The sequence below is a fragment of the Streptomyces sp. NPDC050619 genome (genome assembly GCF_040654815.1).
GTDB lineage: Bacteria > Actinomycetota > Actinomycetes > Streptomycetales > Streptomycetaceae > Streptomyces.
The window spans coordinates 168,925-189,217 of record NZ_JBFAIR010000006.1 but is presented as its reverse complement, the minus strand read 5'-3'; the positions used below and the strand labels follow the sequence as shown (position 1 = coordinate 189,217).

At 68.9% G+C, this 20,293-nt stretch carries 20 protein-coding genes; 10 read left to right on the top strand and 10 right to left on the bottom strand.

The window, feature by feature from the left end; all coding sequences use genetic code 11:
* Positions 1–75 precede the first annotated feature (75 nt).
* Together AB0I77_RS13190 and AB0I77_RS13185 are read right to left on the bottom strand one after the other, a co-directional pair.
* On the bottom strand, positions 76–1,572 hold the full coding sequence (locus tag AB0I77_RS13190; RefSeq protein WP_363282594.1) for a PAS domain S-box protein: 1,497 nt from the start codon (positions 1,570–1,572) through the stop codon (positions 76–78).
* Positions 1,560–1,829 carry a hypothetical protein gene (locus tag AB0I77_RS13185; protein WP_363282593.1) on the bottom strand — a complete coding sequence of 90 codons (270 nt, stop codon included), beginning with the start codon at positions 1,827–1,829 and terminating at the stop codon, positions 1,560–1,562. The genes AB0I77_RS13190 and AB0I77_RS13185 overlap by 13 nt, the downstream gene beginning before the upstream one ends.
* Positions 1,830–2,029: 200 nt before the next feature.
* On the opposite strand from AB0I77_RS13185, the gene AB0I77_RS13180 reads away from it, so the two are divergent.
* From AB0I77_RS13180 to AB0I77_RS13140, 9 genes are all read left to right on the top strand, one after another.
* Positions 2,030–3,580, top strand: a complete 1,551-nt coding sequence (locus tag AB0I77_RS13180) for a GMC family oxidoreductase N-terminal domain-containing protein (RefSeq protein ID WP_363282592.1) — start codon at positions 2,030–2,032, stop codon at positions 3,578–3,580.
* Positions 3,581–3,657: 77 nt separating this feature from the next.
* On the top strand, positions 3,658–5,106 hold the full coding sequence (locus tag AB0I77_RS13175; RefSeq protein WP_363282591.1) for an aldehyde dehydrogenase family protein: 1,449 nt from the start codon (positions 3,658–3,660) through the stop codon (positions 5,104–5,106).
* Between the two features lie 14 nt (positions 5,107–5,120).
* On the top strand, positions 5,121–6,041 hold the full coding sequence (locus AB0I77_RS13170) for an intradiol ring-cleavage dioxygenase (protein WP_363282589.1): 921 nt from the start codon (positions 5,121–5,123) through the stop codon (positions 6,039–6,041).
* Positions 6,038–7,147, top strand: a complete 1,110-nt coding sequence (locus tag AB0I77_RS13165) for a maleylacetate reductase (protein WP_363282587.1) — start codon at positions 6,038–6,040, stop codon at positions 7,145–7,147. Before AB0I77_RS13170 ends, AB0I77_RS13165 begins: the two co-directional genes overlap by 4 nt.
* Positions 7,148–7,164: 17 nt before the next feature.
* On the top strand, positions 7,165–7,776 hold the full coding sequence (locus tag AB0I77_RS13160; protein WP_363282585.1) for a nuclear transport factor 2 family protein: 612 nt from the start codon (positions 7,165–7,167) through the stop codon (positions 7,774–7,776).
* Between the two features lie 145 nt (positions 7,777–7,921).
* Positions 7,922–9,460 (top strand): sugar ABC transporter ATP-binding protein, encoded by a 1,539-nt coding sequence (locus AB0I77_RS13155; protein ID WP_363282584.1) that lies wholly within the window; start codon positions 7,922–7,924, stop codon positions 9,458–9,460.
* Between the two features lie 61 nt (positions 9,461–9,521).
* Positions 9,522–10,580, top strand: a complete 1,059-nt coding sequence (locus AB0I77_RS13150; protein WP_363282583.1) for an ABC transporter permease — start codon at positions 9,522–9,524, stop codon at positions 10,578–10,580.
* An 86-nt stretch (positions 10,581–10,666) separates the two neighbouring features.
* Complete coding sequence (locus AB0I77_RS13145; protein WP_363282581.1) at positions 10,667–11,686, top strand: substrate-binding domain-containing protein; 1,020 nt, start codon at positions 10,667–10,669, stop codon at positions 11,684–11,686.
* Positions 11,687–12,007: 321 nt separating this feature from the next.
* The gene (locus AB0I77_RS13140; protein ID WP_363282580.1) at positions 12,008–13,120 is read left to right on the top strand and encodes a LuxR C-terminal-related transcriptional regulator; all 1,113 of its coding nucleotides are present in this window, start codon (positions 12,008–12,010) and stop codon (positions 13,118–13,120) included.
* 77 nt (positions 13,121–13,197) lie between these two features.
* On the opposite strand, the gene AB0I77_RS13135 is transcribed toward AB0I77_RS13140, so the two are convergent.
* From AB0I77_RS13135 to AB0I77_RS13110, 6 genes are all read right to left on the bottom strand, one after another.
* Positions 13,198–13,638, bottom strand: coding sequence for an ester cyclase (locus AB0I77_RS13135; RefSeq protein ID WP_363282578.1), 441 nt, complete (start codon positions 13,636–13,638; stop codon positions 13,198–13,200).
* The gene (locus AB0I77_RS13130; protein ID WP_363282577.1) at positions 13,635–14,657 is read right to left on the bottom strand and encodes an LLM class flavin-dependent oxidoreductase; all 1,023 of its coding nucleotides are present in this window, start codon (positions 14,655–14,657) and stop codon (positions 13,635–13,637) included. The genes AB0I77_RS13135 and AB0I77_RS13130 overlap by 4 nt, the downstream gene beginning before the upstream one ends.
* 81 nt (positions 14,658–14,738) lie before the next feature.
* On the bottom strand, positions 14,739–15,362 hold the full coding sequence (locus AB0I77_RS13125) for a response regulator (protein ID WP_363282576.1): 624 nt from the start codon (positions 15,360–15,362) through the stop codon (positions 14,739–14,741).
* Between the two features lie 134 nt (positions 15,363–15,496).
* A complete protein-coding gene (locus AB0I77_RS13120) occupies positions 15,497–16,417 on the bottom strand; it encodes a helix-turn-helix domain-containing protein (protein WP_363282574.1) in 921 nt (306 codons plus the stop codon).
* 166 nt (positions 16,418–16,583) lie between these two features.
* A complete protein-coding gene (locus AB0I77_RS13115; protein WP_363282572.1) occupies positions 16,584–16,799 on the bottom strand; it encodes a DUF397 domain-containing protein in 216 nt (71 codons plus the stop codon).
* Positions 16,796–17,719, bottom strand: coding sequence for a helix-turn-helix transcriptional regulator (locus AB0I77_RS13110; protein ID WP_363282571.1), 924 nt, complete (start codon positions 17,717–17,719; stop codon positions 16,796–16,798). Before AB0I77_RS13110 ends, AB0I77_RS13115 begins: the two co-directional genes overlap by 4 nt.
* A 145-nt stretch (positions 17,720–17,864) precedes the next feature.
* Here AB0I77_RS13110 and AB0I77_RS13105 point away from each other — a divergent pair, with 145 nt between their 5' ends.
* A complete protein-coding gene (locus AB0I77_RS13105; protein ID WP_363282570.1) occupies positions 17,865–18,392 on the top strand; it encodes an ATP-binding protein in 528 nt (175 codons plus the stop codon).
* Positions 18,393–18,419: 27 nt separating this feature from the next.
* Here the strand turns inward: AB0I77_RS13105 and AB0I77_RS13100 are convergent, their stop codons facing one another.
* Positions 18,420–19,142 carry an alpha/beta hydrolase gene (locus tag AB0I77_RS13100; protein WP_363282569.1) on the bottom strand — a complete coding sequence of 241 codons (723 nt, stop codon included), beginning with the start codon at positions 19,140–19,142 and terminating at the stop codon, positions 18,420–18,422.
* 22 nt (positions 19,143–19,164) lie between these two features.
* Entirely contained in the window at positions 19,165–20,136 is a 972-nt protein-coding gene (locus AB0I77_RS13095; RefSeq protein ID WP_363282568.1) for an alpha/beta hydrolase, read from the bottom strand.
* Between the last annotated feature and the right edge of the window lie 157 nt (positions 20,137–20,293).

Below are 20,293 nucleotides of genomic sequence, written 5' to 3'. Positions count from 1 at the left end.
TGCGCATCACAGATCCCACAATCGGGGTCGGACGCAACGACTTTGGGTGATTTCTTCACCGGCATGAGGATTTCTTTACGGGTGCGCCGAGGGGAGGCCGAAGGAGAAGGCCGCTCCGTGAGGAGTGTGCTCCGCGGCCCGGATGTGACCGCGGTGACGGGTGATGATGCGGTGGCTCAGGGCCAGACCGATACCGTTTCCGTTCTCCTTCGACGTGAAGACACCGTCGAAGACCTTGCCGCCGGGCATCGCGGACAGCCCCTGCCCGTAGTCGCGGACGACCAGTTCGGCGTGGCCGTCCGAGCGCCTGGTGGCCAGCTCGACTCTGCGCTGTCGCACCGGCCATCGCGCCATTTCGTCGATGGCGTTGAAGGCGAGATTCATCACGACCTGTCCGATCAGGACCTTCTCGCAGCGCACCGGGAGCGGCTCGGCGGTCAGGTCGAGTGCGAGGGCGACGGAATGCTGTTGGGCTCTCAGGTCGATGAAGTAGAGGCAGTCCCTGACGATCGCGTTGAGGTCGATCAGCTGCTCGGACTGTTCGAGCCGTACGACGTACTGCCGCAGGCTCTTGAGGATCTGGCTCGATCGCTCGATCTGGCGTTTGGCGTTTTCGAGGCCCCAGGCCACCTGCGCATTGTCCACAGGGCCGGAGTCGCCGAGCCTGCTGCGGGCGCCCTCGACGAAGTTGTACGCGGCGGCGAGTGGCTGGCTGACCTCGTGTGCGATGGCCATCGCCATGTCGCCCATCGCGTTGTACCTGGCCAGGTGATTGAGGTACTGGGTGTCCCTGCGGTGCTCCTCCTCCGTGCGCACCCGGTCGGAGATGTCGTGGAACAGCAGCAGATGCCCGCGCAGGTCGCTCTCGATCTCGATGTACTGGCACGTGCCCGCGTACCACTTGGGGTCGCCGCCGGGCGTGGCCAGCCGGTACCTCGAATCCTGGGGAGGCGCTCCCTTGGACGTCTTCTCGATGCTCTCGCTCAGGACCCGCCGGGACGGCGGATCGCAGAACCGGGCGAAATCCGAGCCGGTCAGTGCGGTGACGTCGACGTCCAGCAGCTGTGCGGCGGACTCGCTGGCGAAGGCGACCACTCCGTCCTCGTCGAGGACGACGATTCCCTCCGCGAGATTGCGCAGGAACGCCCGCAGCCGGCCCTCGGTCCGGAACAGGTCGCGCTGGGTGGCCTTCTCCTCGGCGATGTCGCGGAACTGCACCATCACGATCGGCCTGGACGGCAGCTCCACCCGGATCGCGATGGCCTCCGTCAGGATCTCCTCGCCGCTCTTCGACCGGTAACACCACTCGGTGGCGCTCTCTCCGTGGTCGACCGCCCGGCGCAGCCAGCGGTGCCCGAGCTCGCGGCTGTACTGCCGCGCGTTCTTGGACATGTCCGGCGCCTTGAGCGGCTTCAGCTCGTCGACCGTCCACTCCAGCAGCCGGCAGGCGGCCTTGTTCGCCCAGAGGATCTCGTACGTCGTGGCGTCGTGCAGCAGCACGCAGTACTTCAGGCCCTGGACGAGCTGCCGGTAGTCGGCGAGTTCGAGGTCGTCCGCGCTCACTCGGTCCACGCCGCTCGCGCCGTCCAGTAGCTGCTGCCGTCGGCCCGGAACCCGTGCTCCCACTCGCCGGTGCGGCGCAGCGCCGGTTCGACGCGGGCGGTCGCGCGGTCCGCGGCGTCCGGCCCGTCCTCGTCGACCTGCCAGTGGACCCAGTTGATCTCCTTGCCCTCGGCATCGTGGACGAACAGGTCGACGTGATGCCACCCGTAGTCGTGGATATCGGCATAGCAGGTCAAGAAAGTGGTGCGCCCGCCCGGGTCGGTCATCGTCTCTCCCGGAAGTGAACTGTTATGGGTGGGAAGTACGCCGATATCATTTCGGTGATCGCCAGAGGCGAAGCGCCCGATGCGTGAACTGGCGAATGCCGGGCGCGAACTGGCGAATACCGGGGCGCGTGATGGTGCCCGCCCCGCCGCTCCGCTGTCTAACGTCACCGCCAGACACAGGACTGGGGAGGCGAAACGACATGGCGAGCGACATGACGAGCGACTTGGCGAGAACAGAATCCACGGAACACGACTATGTGGTGGTCGGTGCCGGGTCGGCGGGCAGTGTCATCGCGCGGCGGTTGCTCGATCAGGGGCACAGCGTGCATGTCCTGGAAGCCGGGCCTTCCGACGACGACCCGCTGATCAGCACTCCCCAGGCATGGCCGGCGCTGCTCGGCAGTGACGTGGACTGGTCGGTGCCCACCAGCCCGCAGCGGCATGCGAACGGCCGATCCATCGTCTGGCCGCGCGGCAAGGTGCTGGGCGGCAGCAGCTCGATCAACGGAATGATCTACGTCCGGGGGCACCGCAGCGACTACGACTCCTGGGCCTACAACGGCTGCCCCGGCTGGGACTGGGACAGCGTGCTCCCGCTGTTCAAGCGCTCGGAGGACCATGTCGACGGCGCGAGCGCATGGCACGGCGCGGGCGGTCCGCTGCCGGTCTCCCGTATCAGCGATCCGCACCCCACCGCCGTCTCCTTCGTCGAGGCCGCCGCCGGGCTCGGCATCCCGCGGACCGACGACTTCAACGGCGAGCAGATGTCCGGCGTCGGCTTCAACCACCTCACCGCCCGGGACGGCAAGCGGATGAGCGCCTGGCAGAGCTTTGTCGCCCCGGTGCTCGGCAACCCGGCGCTGACCGTGACCACCGGCGCCCGCGCGCACCGGATCCTGTTCGACGGCGACCGGGCGGTCGGCGTCGAGTACGCCGTGGACGGGGTCCTGCACCAGGCCCGTGCGGCGGCCGAGGTCGTCCTGTCCGCCGGTGTCATCGGATCCGCCCAACTGCTCCTGCTCAGCGGCATCGGACCGGCCGCGCACCTCAAGGAGATGGGCATCGAGGTCAGGAACGACCTGCCCGGGGTCGGGGAGAACCTGCACGACCACGCCGTCGTCTTCAACGTCTACGAGGCGACCAAGCCGCTACCGCCCGGCAAGGCGAACCTCCTGGAGGCGCAGCTGTTCGCCAGCACCGACTCCGCCCGCCCCGGACCGGACATCCAGCCGCTGTTCTTCCACGTCGTCTACCCGGCGGACAGCTATCCGGTCCCGGAGCACGGCTACACCATCACGCCCGGCATCGTACGGCCGCTGTCACGCGGCACCCTGTGCCTCGCCTCGGCCGACCCCGAGGCGCTGCCTCTGGTCGACCCGAACATGCTGGCCGAGCGGTACGACCTCGAAGCGCTCGTGGACGCCGTGGAGCTGTGCCGCGAGATCGGTGGCGCGGCCGCCTTCGACGAATGGCGCAAGGCCGAGGTGGCTCCGGGCCCCGAGGCCCGTACCCGGGACGACCTGCGCGCGTATGTGCGCCGCGCGGTCAGCACGTACCAGCACCAGGTCGGCACCTGCCGCATGGGACTCGACTCGCTGTCCGTGGTGGACCCGAGCCTGCGGGTGCACGGAATCGCCGGGCTGCGGGTGGCGGACGCGTCGATCATGCCGGCGGTCCCGTCGGGCAACACCAACGCTCCGGCGATCATGATCGGCGAGAAGGCGTCCGACCTCCTCCTCGCCGACCGGTGACGACCACTCCGTCGACTTCTCTTTCCTCCCCCCTCCTTTTCACTTCCACTTCCACTGCTATGCAGAAAGGACCGGCCATGGATATGCCATCGAGTCTGTTGATCGGCGGGGACTGGGTTCCGGCCGCGGACGGCGCCGAGTTCAAGACCTACGACCCGGCGACGGGGATACCCCTCGGCTCCGTCGCCGAAGCCGGGCCGGCCGACGTCGACGCGGCGGTCGCCGCGGCCCGCACCGCCTTCGAGGACCCGGCATGGCGCACCATGACCCCGGCGGCTCGGGCAAGGCTGCTCTGGGCTGTCGCCGACCTCATCGAGAAGCACGCCGACGAGCTCGCCGAGCTGGAGACCCGCGACCAAGGCCAGCCGATCGGCGTCGCCAGGGGCTTCAACGTGGCGCTGGCCATCGAGATGTTCCGGTACTACGCCGGCTGGTGCACCAAGATCGAAGGCTCGGTGTCCGCCGTCTCCATCCCCGGCACGATGCACTACACACGGCGTGAGCCCATCGGCGTGTGCGCGTTGATCACGCCGTGGAACCTGCCGCTCGCCATCGCGGCGTGGAAACTCGCGCCCGCGCTGGCCTGCGGCAACACGGTCGTCCTCAAACCGGCCGAACAGACGCCGCTGACCACGGTGTTCCTGGCGCGGCTCTGCGTCGAGGCCGGGATTCCGGCCGGGGTGGTCAACTGTCTGACCGGCGGTCCGGTGGCCGGCAAGGCGCTGACCGAGCACGACGACGTGGACAAGGTCTCCTTCACCGGCTCGACGGAGGTCGGCAAGCTGATCGTGGCCGCCGCCGCGGGCAACCTGAAGCGGCTCAGCCTCGAACTCGGCGGCAAGGCACCCAGCATCGTCGCCCGGGACGCCGACATCGACGCCGCGGTGGCCGGAAACCTCCAGGGCGGAATGCTCAACAGCGGTCAGGTCTGCGCGGCGTACACCCGCTTCTTCGTGGACTCCCGCCGCGTCGACGAGTTCACCGAGAAGATCGCCACAGCGGCGGCCGGGCTGCCGCTCGGGCCCGGCATGTCCCCGGACACGGTGCTGGGCCCGCTGGTCTCGCAGGATCAGGTCGACCGCGTCGCCGACTACGTGCGCCTCGGTGTCGAGCAGGGCGCCGAACTGGTCACCGGCGGCGGCTCTCCCGACGGCGACCTCGCCGCCGGCTACTTCTTCCAGCCGACTGTCTTCAGCGGCGTCACCGACGACATGACGATCGCGCGGGAGGAAATCTTCGGTCCGGTGCTCTCGATCCTCTCCTACGACGACGCCGACGAACTGGCCGCCCGGGCGAACGACACCGACTACGGGCTCGCCGCCTGCGTGTGGACCAAGGACCTGACCACCGCACACAACCTGGCCGCCACGATCCGGGCCGGCACGGTCTACGTGAACATGCTGCCGTTCCTCGACCCGGCCGCGCCCTGGGGCGGCTTCGGCGCCAGCGGCTGGGGCCGCGAGATGAGCGGGAGCGCGATCGACGAGTTCACCGAGACGAAGGGCGTATGGATCAACCTCGCCTGAGTCGCCGCACAACGATGAACGCATCTTCGCTGTTCAGTGAAGGCAGGTCCGCCGAGATCGTCGTCGCGAGCTTCGGCACGGACACCGACCCGAGACTGAGGGAGGTCCTGGGCTCCCTCGTGCGGCACCTGCACGACTTCGTCAAGGAGGTCGAGCTCACCGACGAGGAGTGGGAAGCGGCGATCGCCGTTCTCACCGAGACAGGTCAGGCGTGCACCGACGTACGGCAGGAGTTCATCCTGCTCTCGGACGTGCTGGGCGTCTCCATGCTGGTCGAGACGGTCAACAACCGTTCGCTGGAGCTGGCCACCGAGTCCACCGTGCTCGGACCCTTCCACATGGTCGAGTCACCCCCCAGGAAACCGGGCGACCTCATCGCGCTGGACGGCAAGGGCGAACAGTGCCTGGTCACCGGGCGCGTCACGGACGAGACGGGGGTACCCCTCGCGCACGCCGAAGTCGACGTCTGGCAGGCGAACGCCGAGGGCTTCTACGACGTGCAGCAGCCCGGCGTCCAACCCGATCGCAACCTCCGCGGCCTGTTCACCACGGACGAGAACGGCGAGTTCTGGTTCCGCTCCATCGTTCCCCGCTATTACCCGATCCCCGTGGACGGGCCCGTCGGACGTCTGCTCGAAGCCACACACCGGCACCCGTACCGGCCCGCGCATGTGCACTTCCTGGTGAGCGCCGAAGGGCACCGGCCGTTGATCACCCACTTGTTCGTCAAGGACAGCCCGTACATCGGCTCGGACGTGGTCTTCGGCGTCAAGGAGAGCCTCATACGCGACTTCACCCGGGTCGACGACCCCGCCCGCGCGGCCGAACTCGGCTTCGACAACCCGTACCGCGCCGTCCACTTCGACATCACCCTCCTCGGTGAGACGGGCGAGACCGGCGAGACCGGCGAGACCGCCCAGGAGGCCGACCGATGAACCGGAACCGCGCCCGAGCCTTCGCGTACCAGGCGCTGCCGATGCGCGTGGTGATGGGCCCCGGCGTGGTCGCCCAACTGCCCGACGAGATCGACCGGGCAGGACTCGAGCGCGTGCTCGTCCTGTGCTCCCCGGAACAGGAGGAGCTCGGCCACGCCGTCGCCCAGCTGATCGGCGACCGCGCCGCCGGAGTGCACCCCCATGCCCGCATGCACGTCCCCGTCGAGTCCGTGGCCGAGGCGCGCGACCGCGTGGCGGAGCTGGGGGCCGACGGCTGTGTCACGGTCGGCGGCGGCTCGGCGATCGGTCTCGGCAAGGCGATCGCCCTGGAACACGGCCTGAAGATCATCGCGGTCCCGACGACGTACGCCGGTTCGGAGATGACCTCCGTATGGGGGCTGACCGAGAACGGCCGCAAGCGCACCGGCAAGGACCTCCGGGTCCTGCCGGTCAGCGTGCTGTACGACCCCGAACTCACCCTGAGCCTCCCGCCGGCCGTCTCCGCGACCAGCGGCATGAACGCCATCGCGCACGCCGTCGAAGCCCTCTACGCCCCGGACGCCTCACCGGTCATCAGCCTCATGGCCGAGGACGGAACGCGGGCCCTCGCCACCACGCTTCCCGCCGTGGTGGCCGACGGCGCGGACGTCCTGGCGCGCGCCGAGGCCCAGTACGGTGCGTGGCTGTGCGGGGTCTGCCTCGGCGCCACCACCATGTCCCTGCACCACAAGCTGTGCCACACGCTCGGCGGCACCCTCGACCTGCCGCACGCCGACACCCACACCGTCGTCCTGCCGCACGCCCTCGCGTACAACCAGCCGAGCGCCCCTGAAGCGGTCGCAGCGCTCGGGCGCGCGCTGGGCGGCGCCGACCCCGCGGTGGCGCTGTGGGAACTCGCCCGAAAACTGGGCGCCCCCGGCTCGCTGCGCGAACTCGGCATGAAGGAAGCAGCGATCGACCGGATCGTCGAGCTGGCGCTGGCCGCCCCGTACGCCAATCCGCGCGAGGTCACCGCCGAGGGACTCACCCGGCTGCTGCGCCGAGCCTGGGCCGGCGAACCGCCGACCCCCCTGACCGAACCGGACACGACGACGGGAGTCCCATGACTTACGAAAGGAGTCCCATGACCAGTCCCGCAACCAATCCCACAACCAGTCCCACAACCAGTCCCACCACTGTCGACGCCACCACCATCGCCGGCCTCGTCGAGCGGATAGAGAAGCTGGAGGCCGAGTCCGAGATCCGCCGGCTCCAGACGCGCTACATGTTCCTGTGCGACACCCCGATCCCCGAGTACGGCGTTCGCAACGACGGGGACCGCATCGACCTGATCATGGACCTGTACGCCGAGGACGCCGTCTGGGAGGGCGTGGGGGAGTACTACGACGGTCAGTTCGGCCGCGCCGAGGGAGCGGCCGCGATCCGAGAGCACTTCGACAGGTTCTGGGGCCAGAAGCAGGACCCGGCTTTGCTGTTGAACGCGCATTACCTGACCTCGGAGCAGATCCATGTCGACGGCGACGAGGCGACCGGCCAGTGGATCCACATCCAGCCGTGGCTCTTCTCCGACGGTAAGTCCCTGCTGCGCTCGAGTCGGCTGAACAACGCTTTCCGCAAGGTCGACGGCGCCTGGAAGATCACGCGCACGCGCACCGAGAATGTCTTCGTCGCGCCGTTGACCGCGGGCTGGGCCAGCGACTATCCCTCGGCCTCGGTGTTGATGAGGGCAACATGACCGGACTTTCGGAAACTATTTCACAATAGAATAGAAATCTGAAAAAGAGAGGTGGAGTCTGATGCGCCTCCCTAGAACTAGGGAGGTGTTATTTTACCCTCAGTGGGGATGGTTATAGGCGAGTTCTCCCGCCTAGCATTCGGCCATGAATTCCGGAGATGAGCAGGTCAGACCCGCTCCGTTGCTGCGGGCCGAAGGAATAACGAAGCGTTTCGGAAGCGCTGTCGTGCTGCGGGACGCCAACGTGGAATTTCATGCCGGCACAGTGACCGCGCTTACCGGTGAGAACGGTTCGGGGAAGTCGACGATTGCCCGGATTCTCGGCGGGATGCTCGCTCCCGATGCCGGACGAATACTGGTGGACGGAAAACCCGCACGCATTCCCGACGCGAAGACCGCGCTCTCTCACGGGATCGCGCTGATCAGCCAGGAGCTGACCCTGGCCGCCGACCTGACGGTCGCGGAGAACGTCTTCCTGGGCCGGCTGCCGGTGTCCGGCAGGGTCGCGGTGTCCTGGCGCAGGCTGCGGTCCGCGGTCGCCGAGTTGCTGGAGACGTACGGGATGACGATCGACCCCCGCGCGCGGGTGGGTGACCTGTCCATCGAACTCCAGCAACAGGTCGAGATCGCACGGGCGTTGGCCACCCACCCCCGGGTGCTCATCCTGGACGAGGCCACCAGCTCCCTGTCGGAGAAGGCCGCAGACCGGCTGCTCGAACTCGTCGAGCAGCGCCGCACGCTGGGCACCGCGGTCGTGATGATCACGCACCGGATGAACGAGATCTACCGGGCCGCCACCTCCGCCGCCGTGCTGCGGGACGGCCGGATCATGGCCACCGTCCCGATCCCGCGGACGCCGGAGGAGGACCTCGTCCGCCTCATGGTGGGCCGTGAACTGGGCGACTACTACGGGAGGCGCGGCCACGAACTGGACGGCGCGGACACGGTCCTGAGCGCCGTCGGCCTCTCGGCGCGGGCCCAGGGACTGCGGTCGGTCGACCTGTCGGTACGGGCCGGGGAGATCGTCGGCGTGGCCGGTCTTTCGGGCTCCGGCAAGGAGGCTCTGGGCCACGCCCTGGCCGGCGCCGTCCCGGCCGAGGGCCGGGTGCGGGCGGCCGGGCGGGCGATCAGGCTCGGCCGGCCCGGGGCCGTACTCCGCGGCGGCCTGGGATTCGTACCGGAGGACCGGAAGGCCAAGGCCCTGCTCCCGGAGCGGTCGGTCACCGAGAACCTCTCCGTGGCCTGGCCCCAGCACGTCTTCCGGTACGGGATCCGCAGGCCGCGGGCGGAAAGCGGCCGGGTGGCCGACGCGGTGCGCCGATACGGCATCCGGACGGCCTCCCCGCACCTACCCGTGCGGGCACTGTCCGGAGGCAACCAGCAGAAGATCACCATCGGGCGGCTCTTCGACCTGAACCTTCCCGTCTACGTCCTGAGCGAGCCGACCCGGGGTATCGACGTCGGCTCCCGGAGCGCGATCTACGCCCTGCTGCGGGAACAGACCGCCCGCGGCGCCGGGGTGCTGTTCATCTCCTCGGAGCTGAACGAGCTGTGCGGAGTCTGCGACCGGGTGCTGGTGATGTACCGGGGGGAGGCCGTCGCGGAGTTCAGCGGGGCCGACATCAACGAGGAGACCATCAACCGCGCCATGGTCACTGGCAGTCCGCAGCCCGAAGCCGTCTGACCCGCCCGCCCGCCCGGCCAGCAGCCGCAGGCGCCCGGCCACACCCCTGACAGGAACCGTCATGACAGCTCTCCAACAGCAGGCCGAACCCTCCAGCGCCGAGCCCGGCGAGCGGGCACGCCGTCAACTGCCGCCGCTGCCACGCCTGGGCGAGACGGGCGGTGTCGTCATCGCCCTGGTCGCCTTGATGGTCGTCTCCTCGATCGCCCAGCCGGCCTTCTTCACCTGGCCGAACCTGATGAACATCGTCGGGGCCAACAGCGTCGCCATGTCACTGGGGATCGGCTCCACCTTCGTCATCATCGCCGGCGGCATCGACCTGTCCGTCGTCTCCATGACCGCGGCGGCGGGCATGGGACTCGGACTGCTGCTGTCCTCCGGGGCGCCGACGATCGTCTGCGTGCTGGGCGCCCTGGCCCTCGGGGCGGGGCTCGGGGCCGTGAACGGGCTGCTGATCTCCCGGCTGGCGATCTCCTTCCTGGTGGTCACCCTGGGCATGGCGTCCATCGCGGCGAGCCTGGCACTGGTGGTGAAGAACGGCTCCACCGTCGACGTCTTCACCAAGCCCGCCTTCGGCCCGGTGCACACGTTCGCGACCGGCGAGCTGGGGTCGGTGCCCATCATCCTGGTCTTCGACGTGCTGCTCATCCTGGTGACCGCCTCAGTGCTGCGCTACACCCGCTTCGGCCGCTCGGTGTTCGCGGTCGGATCGAACGCGGAGGCCGCGCGGCTCAACGGCATCAACGTCAAGAACACCACCGCGGCCGTCTACGCGCTGGCCGGGCTGGCCGCCGGGATCGGCAGCGTCATCCAGGTCGGCCGGCTCACCGGAGCCTCCCCGCAGATCGATCCCTCGCTGCTCAACGGCGTACTCGCCGCGGTACTGATCGGCGGCACCTCCTTCAGCGGCGGCAAGGGCAGCATCTGGGGCACCGTGCTGGGAGTGCTCTTCCTCGGCGTGGTGCAGAACATCATGACCCTCGCCGACATCTCCAGCTTCTGGCGGCAGGCGGTCAACGGCCTCCTGCTCATCCTCGCGGTCGGCCTGAGCGCGGTGCGCTGGAGGAGCCTGCGCCGGCGCACCGCGGAGGAGACGGCCGCCGTCGCCGAAGAGCCGTGACGCCAACCGCGGCTCCGCCCACCCCTCGACACCTTTCACCAACTCTCATCAAACCTCATCAACCCTCATCAGATCGGACATACGCCATGCACAGCAGATTCTCGCGCCTCGCGCTCAGCGGCCTCGCGATCGGCGCCATGGCCGTGGCCACCGCCTGCGGAACCGATGGTTCCGAGTCGGTCGGGAGTGGGTCGGGCGGCGGCAAGACCGTCGCGTTCGGCTCGCCGGTGATGGCCCAGGAAGGCCAGCAGGACATTTCCAAGGGCTTCAAGTCCGGGGCGGCCGGCCTCGGTTGGAAAGCCAAGACCTACGACGCGAACCTGTCGGCCGACACCCAGGTGTCGAACGTCCAGACCATGATCGACCAGCACGTCGACGCACTCGCCGCGTGGGCGCTGGACGAGAACGCCATCGCGGGCGCCTACGCCGCCGCCAAGGGCGCCGAGATCCCGGTGATCGGCATCAACTCCGCGGGAACGGCCGGGGCTTCCACTGTCTGGTGGGAGGTCTACAGCTGCGAGAGCGGCGGAATCCTCGACCAGCTCGCCGACCTGTTCGCCACCGCCAAGCCGCACGGGAAGATCGCGGTGATGGGCTTCCCGGTCAAGTCGATCGTGGGGATGACCGACTGCTTCACGGCCGCGGCGAAGCGGGCCGGGCTGACCATCGTCTCCCAGCAGGACAACACCCAGAACACCAGCAGCGGCGCCTCGGCGCTGGCCCAGGACCTGCTGTCGGCGCACCCCGACATCGCCGGCTTCTGGAGCTTCAACGACTCCACGGCGCTCGGCGTCTCCTCCGCCGTCATCGCCGCCGGCAAGAAGGTGTACACCCCCGAAAGCCCGAACGGGATCCTGGTCACCGGGTCCAACGGCGACACCTCGGCGATCGCGGCGCTCAAGAGCGGGACCCTCACCGCCTCGGTCGACACCGACCCGTACTGCACCGGAGTCGCGGCGGTCGCCGCCATGCAGGCCGCCATCAAGGGCGAGCCCGCGACCAAGTACGTCGTCAAGAACGGGCTCATCACCAGCGCGACGGTCAAGGACTTCGTGGCGCCCAAGGACCGTACCTGCACGCCCGCCAACCTGCCGCTGGTCAAGTGAGACCGGCCCTGTGACGACCCCTTTCGGAACGTAGGTTCACGGCCGGTCCGACCCGGTCGGGGCGCCGTACGCACGGGCCCTGGCAAGTCCGGTCATCCCTGGTGGTATCGGGCCATGGAGGCTATATTTCACCTGCGGATATCTCCGCCTGCGCAGCGCGCGGGACCCGACGATGTGTGGCCTCTGGAGCTTCCCGCCGGGGCGGTCGGCACCGGTACCAGGCCCGGGTTATTCCGATGCTCGACTTCTCGACAGCGCGGCCGGCGCCGGCCCGGTTCTTGGTCTGGCCGGAGGGCGCCCGTGGAGATGGGGCACACTCGGATGGGGAATCAGCAGAGCGACGGCAGAGCAGGGTCCGCGCCCGGTGTGCGCAGTGACGGACAGCGTTACGCCAGTCTGGCGGAGCTGGCCGCGGTGCTGGCCGACGTGGACGACCTGGAGCAGTTGGGGCAGGCGTACTTCTCCCTGTCCCGGCGTGTCATCGACTTCCCCATGAGTGCGGTGTACCTGTTCAACGAGGGCACCACCAGCCCGTCCTGGTACGCCTCGCGCAATGTGAGCAACCGCTTCCTGGCGGCGTACGAGCGGCTGGGCCGGCCCGTCGACGACGAACTCCGGCAGGTCATGGCGACCGCGTCGCCCGCCTACAACCTCGAGGGCCGATCCCTCCAGCAGTGGCGGCAGTCCGACATATACCGGCTGGTGGACCGCCTGGAGAACATGCTCCACGTCCTCAAGGCGCCGATCCTGGTCCGGGGTTCGATCATCGGCACCATCGACTTCTCCTCCGACCGGGTGAACACGCCCGTCGCCGAGACGGACCTGCACTTCATGGCGGCCCTGGCCGGGGTGGTCGGCGGTGCGGTGACCGCGCTGCGCGGTCGTCAGCAGCTCCAGCAACGGCTGGACGTCGTCACCCTCGCCCTGGAGAACAGCTCCGCCGCGGTCGCCTACACCAGCCCCGACTCCACCGAGCCCACCGTCACTCCGCCCGCCGCGGCGCTGCTGGACGACCTCCGGGAGGGCGGCGACATCCTGTACCGGATTCTGCGGGACACCGAGCCGTCGGTCGCCGAATCGCGCCGTTCCTATGTGGTCAGGAAGCGCGACGGGGCGAATGACGTGCTCAACTGCAGCATCCGGTCGGTGCCCGGACAGCCGGGGGCGGAGGTCATGGAGCTGTCCCTGGAGTCGGCCGAGCCGCGCTATGTGAACCAGGGCCGGCCCGCCCTGTCGAACAGGGAGTCGGATGTGGCGCGCATGGTCGCCGCGGGGCTGTCCGACCGTGAGATCGCCGAGGCGCTGACCCTGAGCATCTACACGGTGCGCCAGCACATGAAGAGCATCTACACCAAGCTGGAGATCAGCAGCCGGGTACAGCTCACCCGGGTCTTCTTCGGCAGGACCGCCCGCGCCGAGCCGCCGCGTCGTTGAGTTCGGCGCGGGCGCGGAGTGACCGACAGACCGGATCCCCGGCTGCCCCAGGAGGGCGGCCGGGGATCCGGTCGTGGTCAGAGGAATTCGCGCAGCCGCGCCGGGAGAACCCGCATCTGCTTGGCCAGGACCGTGTAGTCCCAGCAGTCGGAGTTCCGTCTGATCAGGCCGTCCTCGAACTCGTACATGGACAGTCCCGAGAACTCGATGCGGGTGCCTGTCCGGTCCACCCCCTCGAAGTCGCCCTGCCAGGTCGCGGTGATCGTCCACTCACTCACGCCGTGCGTCGGGCCGGTGCCGATCCGGCGCAGCGTGAGGGAGAAGTCGGGCATGGTGGCGTAGACGGCCGCCGCGAACTGGCGGACACCGTCCGGTCCCGTGACATGCGCCCCCTCGGCGAAGTCCTCGTAGACGCAGTCGTCGGTGAACAGACTGGCGATCTTCTCGATGTCCTGGTCGTTCCAGACGCGTTCGAGACGACGGAGGAGGGCGTCGGTGTCCTCGGTCAGATGACTCATATGACGACCTTCCGTGCGGAGCGGCTGGTGAATCGGGGCAGGATCTCTTCGCCGATCAGGCGGATGCACTCCACCGGATCGTCGCCATGGGGCGGTCCGAACGCGATGTTGTCGGCGCCCGCGTCGACCAGGTCGCCGATCCGCCGCACGACCTGGTCGGGCGTGCCGGTGAGGCTGAACGCGTCGATGGCGCGGCGCGTCACGAGGCCCTTCGCCTCGGCGATGTCGCCCTTGGTGAAGGCGGTGTACGCGGCCTCCACCTCGTCCTCGCCGATGCCGACCGCACGGATCATCGGCGCGAGGAACGGCTGGAGCAGGGCCAGCATCCCGCGGATGGAGTCCTCGGCACGGCCGGCATCGGCGGAGATCGCGCACAGGGGACCGAGGATGAATTCGGTGCCCTCCAACGACTTCCCCACACTGGCCCGCCCCTCGGCGAACTGGGCCTTGAGCCGGGCGACATACTCGGGGCTCGCGACGCAGTCGGCCTTCATCCCCGGCGCGATCGTGCCGGCGAGCCGGGCCGTCTGCGGTGACCAGGTCCCGACGTACAGCGGGACCTGACGCGGCACCTGGAACTGGAAGTAGAGGTCCTCGGTGGCCGTGAAGTACTGCCCCTCGAACGGGGCGCGGTCCATGGCGAGCATCCGCGTCATCAACGCGTGCGCCTCGCGCATCCACGTCATCGGTTTCGACGGGGGTACGGCGCCGATGAGCGGGTTGAAGCCGCCCCGGCCGATCCCCGCGACCATGCGCCCGCCGGACAGTTCGTCGAGCGCCGCGAGGTTCGCGGCGTGGTAGACGGGGTGGGCGACCTGCGGCGTGATGATGAACGGGCCCAGCCGGATGCGCGAGGTGCTCAGGGCGGCGGCGGTGAGGATAGGCCAGGCCGGGCGGAAGACCAGGTCGTCCGCGATGTGCAGTTGGTCGAAGCCGGCGTCCTCGACCTGCTTGGCGAGCGGGCCGTAGGCGGCCATCGGCAGCGCGCCGGTGACCATGACACTGAAGCTGGGTCCCATTGTTCACTCCTCGTCAAGGGGGCAGACCTTGACAGGGGAAATCCTAGGAAAGCGGTCACCCCGGCACCATTAGAGAATTCCTTACGCCAGGCCCATCTGAAGCACGTCGCGGACGAGAGTCGCCACGCTCTCGGCGCGGGTCTTCTCCCGGATACGGGTGCGATGCACATCGACCGTCTTCGTGCTGATCCCCAGTCGTGTCGCGATGTTCTTGCTGGGTATTCCGTCGATCACCATGTGCAGGATTTCCCGCTCACGCGGACTGAGGCTGTCCAGGCGCGACTTGAGCACCTGCTGCCGGGCAGCGAGGGCGAACCGTTCCCGCGCGGTCCGCAGTGCCTGCTGGACGACCTCGAGTATGTGCTGCGGATCGTAGGGCTTTTCCAGGAAGTCCAGGGCGCCGTTCTGTAGTGCCCGCACCGACATTCTGATGTCGCCATGGGCGGAGACGAAGATGACCGGAATCGCCGATCCGGCCCGGTTCAGCGTCTCCAGGAGCTGAAAGCCACTCACTTCCGGCATGCGCACGTCCAGCACCATGCAGGCGGGCTGCTGCGGGTCGTAGGACTCCAGAAAGGACTTCACGTCGGTGAAGCAACGGGAGGTGATGCGCACGGACTCCAGCAGCCAGGCCAGTGAACTGCACAGTTCCTGGTCGTCGTCGATGATGTAGACGAGGCTGTCCGGGCTCGGGCCTGTCGCCACTGCCGTCACCTCCCGACTACGAGACTAAGTGCCTGTCGATGCCGGGACAATCCGGCCGCTTCGGCATTCATATGGGAAAGCCCTTCCTGGCATTGGGAAAGCCCTTCCTGACATAAGGATTTCCCCTACGTCCCTCAGGATCCGGCCGCGCGGCGGATCTGCTGGGCGGTCCGGCCGAACTCCGCCTTGAGGGCGCGACTGAGGTGCGTGGGATCGAGGATTCCCCAGCGGGCCGCGATCTCGGCCGTCGTACGGCTCGCCAGCGAGGGGTTGGACAGGTCCCGGTGGATGCGGTGCAGGCGCTCGTGCCTGATCCAGGCGGCGAGGGAGATGTCCCGGCGGTGCAGCAGCTTCTGGAGATAGCGCACCGACATTCCGTGGCGGCGGGCGACGGAGCTCACCGAGAGGGCGGGGTCGGCCAGATTGGCGAGGCTGTAGGCGAGGATGCGGTCGCCGGGGTCCGACTCGGTCTCGGTGCGGGCGGGCGAGGCATCGGTGAAGGCCGAGATGATCAGCGAGATCAGCGCGTCCGCGAGGTGCATGCCGGCGGCCGGGGAGACCTCCGCGATACCGGAGCCGAGTCCGGTGATGCACGCCGACACGACCTGTCCGATTCCCGAGTCGGCCGACAGCGGGAGCGCGCTGCGCCGACCGATCAGTTCGGCGTTCAGCCCGAGCCGCGAGCGCGGTATCCCGATGACGAAGGTCTCGAAGTCGTCCCAGTGCCTGAGGTCGTAGGGGCGGGTGGTGTCGTAGGCCACGAGATCGCCGGGCTGAAGACAGACTTGACGGCCGTCCTGTTCGACGCCCGCCCGCCCTCGCCGGTGCAACGCGACCTTCAGCAGCTCGCGATCGGTGGAGCCGATGGTGCGTACGTCCCGGTGGATCCGGCACGGCGTGGCGGCGATGCGGGATATCACGACCCCGTCGATCGTCACTCCGGTGAAGCTGGCACGGAGTCCGCCCGCTGCCGGAATGCCGATACGCAGCGGCACGAAGAATTCCGACGAGGCGGCCTCGAACTTCTCGAGGTTTTCGAAGTCGTTTCGTATCATGCTGCCCTCACTGTGGGGCGTTGAGCCAAGGTGAGGAATGTACTCCGGAATCCCCTTCGCGGCCGTTGCCCGCTTGTTACAGTTCGAGCACTCTGCCCCGAGCATCACGCAGAGCGAGAGCCCGCCGTCCCAGAGGAACCGGCGGGCTCTCGCGGTCGTACGAGTGTCAGACGCTCCGCCCCGACGACGCCAAGCCGACGAACCCGGCCCATGCCTCACGCGACATCGTGACGATGGGCCCGGCGACGGCCTTGGAGTCCCGGACGTGCACAACGGCCGTAGCAGCCGCGACCTCTACGCAGTCGCCGCCCTCGGCCCCGCTGTAGCTGCTCTTGAACCAAGTGAGGCCAGGTGCGACGGTCGAGGACTCAGCGTTGTTCATAGCGATCCCAGCAACCCTTCGATGAGCTTCAGTGACTCTCGCGGACTGAGAGCCTGTGATCGGATGATCCCATAGCGTGCGGCGGCGAGGGCGGCCTGTTTCGGGTCGGTCTGAAGAGCGCTGGTTCCCTGTGCCTCGGTGTACACGAACCTCTTGCCGTCATGGCGCGTGACCATCGTGAACGGCCCATCCACGCCCGCGCTTTCCTCGCAATCGAGCGGCATGACCTGGATCTCGACATTCCGCTTCTGGCCGTTCAGGAGGAGGTGCTCCAACTGCCCTCGGAGCACGTCCTTTCCGCCGTACGGGCGCCGCAATACTGACTCGTCCATCACGAAGCTCAGCAGCGGCGCGGGCCAGCGGTCCAAGATGTCCTGCCGAGCCAGCCGCGCTGCCACCCGCTGCTCGATGGTCTCCTGGTCCAGTACCGGGCGCCGCATGCCGAGCAGCGCCCTCATGTACTCCTCGGTCTGGAGCAACCCCTTGACCACAAGGGTGTCGTACGAGAGCAGCTCCATGGCCTCCTTCTCCAAGGCCGCCATCCCCTGGAAGAACACCGGATACTGAGCCCGCTCCACTTCCTCCTTCCACAGGCAGAGCAAGCCGCCCGCCGCCAACACCTCGTCCGCCCGGTCGATGGTCCGGGGCGACGGAATCCTCCGCCCCTGCTCGAACGACGCAACGGTGGACGCCGAATACCCGAGCCGCTTCCCGAACTCCTCGCGCTCCAGGCCCTCCCGGACGCGCAGTGTCTTCATGGTCTGCCCGAACGCCGTGACGACGCCCCGCCCGGCCTCGTCCCCGGGCCGCTGCCCGCCGCCGTCCTCGTTCTCCCAGCCGTCCCCGAGACTCACGACCGCTCCGCCGCCGTCGCCCGGAACCGCCTCGGCCTCCGCGACAGCACTCGTACGCTCCGTCATCAATACCGCCTCCCTGGCCCAACGCCCCCGTGGGGACGCCGTCACGCCGCGCGTCTCGTACCCGTACCGACACCGCGCGTACAGCCGGTCCGCGTCGGTGCGTCACCACTGGTCACGCTACGCCACCGACGGGACCGTGGTCTCCATGACGACCAAGCCCGGCAGCCCCACCAGCACCACCCAACTCGCCACCCCCACCGCGCACTTGATCGGCACCTCCGATCCGCGCGATCAGACCTTCGAGATGCGCTTCACCTCCACACCTCGCGGAGCCCGTCTAGCCCGTCGCCTGGCAGCCGTCCGCCTTGACGCCTGGGGGATCCCGTACGACACCGAGCCGCACGACGCGATCGTGCTGATCGTCGCCGAACTGACAGCGAACGCCGTCCTGCACGGCCATGTCCCTGGCCGGGACTTCCACTTCCGCCTGCACCTCTCGGCGTGGTCCCGGACCGTTCGCATCGAGGTCACCGACACCCGTGCCGAGCGCCTTCCGACCCGGCCGGCCACCCGCGAGGGCACCCGCGTCGAGGACCCGGAAGAAACCGGGCGGGGCCTCCTCCTCGTATCGCACCTCGCGGCACGGTGGGACTGGCAGCCGCGGGCGGACGGGCCTGGCAAGACCGTCTGGGCGGAGTGCGTGCTGGCGTGCGCCGGGAGGGAGTTGTCGTGATCGACATCAGGTGGCCTGACCGCTTCGTCAGCGCGTCGCCAGTACCGCGTCGCGGATCAGGCCGGCGACCTCCTTGGGCTGGGAGACGGCCACCGCGTGCGACGCGCCCTCGATTTCGACGATCGTGGCCCCGGCCCGCTTCGCGCCGAAGCGCTCCACCTCGGGGTTGATGGCCTGGTCCGCGCCGGCGACGAGGGCCCAGGACGGCTTCGTCTTCCAGGCCGCCGCTGCGGCCGTCTCCTCGAACGCCGCTGCGGCCAGGGGGCGTTGGGCCGCTGCCAGGACCTTGGTGACCGGCGCCGGGACGTCCGCAGCGAAGATCTGCGGGTAGGCCTCGGCCTTGATGCTGACCTCGACCGCGGGCGCGGCGCCCTCGACCGGGTACGTCCACTCCTTGAGGTTGCTGACCAGCGGCGAGAGCGGGAAGCGGCCCTGCAACTCGCCGAGGCTCTCGCCCTCTTCGAGGACGTAGGCGGCGATGTAGACGAGACCGACCACGTTCTGTGCGGTGCCGGCCACGGTGATGAGGGCACCGCCGTAGGAGTGGCCGACGAGGACTACGGGGCCGTCTATCTGGGACGCCACGGAGGCGACGTACGCCGCGTCGGAGGCCAGGCCGCGCAACGGGTTGGGCGGCGCCACCACGGGGATGCCGTGGTTCTGGAGCTCCGCGATGACGCCGGTCCAGCTGCCGGCGTCCGCGAAGGCGCCGTGCACGAGGAGGGCGGTGGGGAGGGGAGTGGTGGACATGGCGGGGTCCCTTCTCGGCGTTTCAGCGGGTGTGCAGCGCGGTGCGCAGGGTGTCGACGGCCAGCGTGATCGCGGTCTCGGCGGCGTGGGTCTCGCGCAGGGCGTTGAGCATCACGAAGTCGTGGATGATCGCCTGGAAGCGGACGGCGGTGACCGGGACGCCGGCCTCGCGCAGCTTGTTGGCGTACGCCTCGCCCTCGTCGCGCAGGACGTCGGCCTCGCCGGTGATGACCAGGGCCGGGGGCAGGCCGGTGAGCTGCTCGGTGGTGGCGCGCAGCGGGGACGCGGTGATCTGGGCGCGCTCCGTCTCGTCGGTCGTGTACTGGTCCCAGAACCACTGCATGCCGTCGCGGCGCAGGAAGTAGCCGGTGGCGAACTGGTGGTAGGAGCCGGTGTCGAAGGAGGCGTCGGTCACCGGGTAGAAGAGCACCTGCTGGGCCAGGGAGACGTCGCCGCGTTCCTTGGCCATCAGGGTCAGGGCGGCGGTCATGTTGCCGCCGACCGAGTCGCCGGCCACGGCCAGCCGTGTCCCGTCCAGGTCCTTGGACGCGCCCTGCTCGATGATCCACCGGGCTACCGCGTAGTTCTGCTCGATGGCGACCGGGTAGCGGGCCTCGGGGGAGAGGTCGTACTCGGGGAAGACCACGGCGGCGCTCGCGCCGACGGCGAGTTCGCGCACCAGGCGGTCGTGCGTGTGGGCGTTGCCGAACACCCAGCCCGCGCCGTGGATGTAGAGGATCACCGGGAGGGTGCCGGTGGCGCCGGCGGGCCTGACGATGCGGGCCCGGACGCTGCCCGTCGGGCCGCCCGCGACGGTGATCCACTCCTCGTCGATCGCGGGCTTGGCGATCTCGCCGGACTGCACCTCGTCGACCGCCTTGCGGCCCTCGACCGGGCCGAGGTCGGAGAGGTAGGGCGGATTGGCGGTCGCCTCCACGAAGGCGGCTGCCGCGGGCTCCAGCACCGGCGGGACCGGTTCGACGGTGTCGGACATGTGATGCTCCTGGGTTCGTGTGGTGCGCCGGGTTCTTCGGCGAGGTGAGGTGAGGTGAGGTGGGTGATCGGATGCTGTCAGGGACTGGGAGGGCATCGCTTCTGTCATGTGACCGGTCATGCGCAGCTGCCGCCATGCCAGGATGCTGATTTGCCGG

Coding starts and splice junctions, on each gene's coding strand:
- AB0I77_RS13185 (WP_363282593.1), bottom strand. CDS start 1,829: ATGACCGACCCGGGCGGGCGCACCACTTTCTTGACCTGCTATGCCGAT.
- AB0I77_RS13180 (WP_363282592.1), top strand. CDS start 2,030: ATGGCGAGCGACATGACGAGCGACTTGGCGAGAACAGAATCCACGGAA.
- AB0I77_RS13175 (WP_363282591.1), top strand. CDS start 3,658: ATGGATATGCCATCGAGTCTGTTGATCGGCGGGGACTGGGTTCCGGCC.
- AB0I77_RS13170 (WP_363282589.1), top strand. CDS start 5,121: ATGAACGCATCTTCGCTGTTCAGTGAAGGCAGGTCCGCCGAGATCGTC.
- AB0I77_RS13165 (WP_363282587.1), top strand. CDS start 6,038: ATGAACCGGAACCGCGCCCGAGCCTTCGCGTACCAGGCGCTGCCGATG.
- AB0I77_RS13160 (WP_363282585.1), top strand. CDS start 7,165: ATGACCAGTCCCGCAACCAATCCCACAACCAGTCCCACAACCAGTCCC.
- AB0I77_RS13155 (WP_363282584.1), top strand. CDS start 7,922: ATGAATTCCGGAGATGAGCAGGTCAGACCCGCTCCGTTGCTGCGGGCC.
- AB0I77_RS13150 (WP_363282583.1), top strand. CDS start 9,522: ATGACAGCTCTCCAACAGCAGGCCGAACCCTCCAGCGCCGAGCCCGGC.
- AB0I77_RS13145 (WP_363282581.1), top strand. CDS start 10,667: ATGCACAGCAGATTCTCGCGCCTCGCGCTCAGCGGCCTCGCGATCGGC.
- AB0I77_RS13140 (WP_363282580.1), top strand. CDS start 12,008: ATGGGGAATCAGCAGAGCGACGGCAGAGCAGGGTCCGCGCCCGGTGTG.
- AB0I77_RS13135 (WP_363282578.1), bottom strand. CDS start 13,638: ATGAGTCATCTGACCGAGGACACCGACGCCCTCCTCCGTCGTCTCGAA.
- AB0I77_RS13130 (WP_363282577.1), bottom strand. CDS start 14,657: ATGGGACCCAGCTTCAGTGTCATGGTCACCGGCGCGCTGCCGATGGCC.
- AB0I77_RS13120 (WP_363282574.1), bottom strand. CDS start 16,417: ATGATACGAAACGACTTCGAAAACCTCGAGAAGTTCGAGGCCGCCTCG.
- AB0I77_RS13115 (WP_363282572.1), bottom strand. CDS start 16,799: ATGAACAACGCTGAGTCCTCGACCGTCGCACCTGGCCTCACTTGGTTC.
- AB0I77_RS13110 (WP_363282571.1), bottom strand. CDS start 17,719: ATGACGGAGCGTACGAGTGCTGTCGCGGAGGCCGAGGCGGTTCCGGGC.
- AB0I77_RS13105 (WP_363282570.1), top strand. CDS start 17,865: ATGACGACCAAGCCCGGCAGCCCCACCAGCACCACCCAACTCGCCACC.
- AB0I77_RS13100 (WP_363282569.1), bottom strand. CDS start 19,142: ATGTCCACCACTCCCCTCCCCACCGCCCTCCTCGTGCACGGCGCCTTC.
- AB0I77_RS13095 (WP_363282568.1), bottom strand. CDS start 20,136: ATGTCCGACACCGTCGAACCGGTCCCGCCGGTGCTGGAGCCCGCGGCA.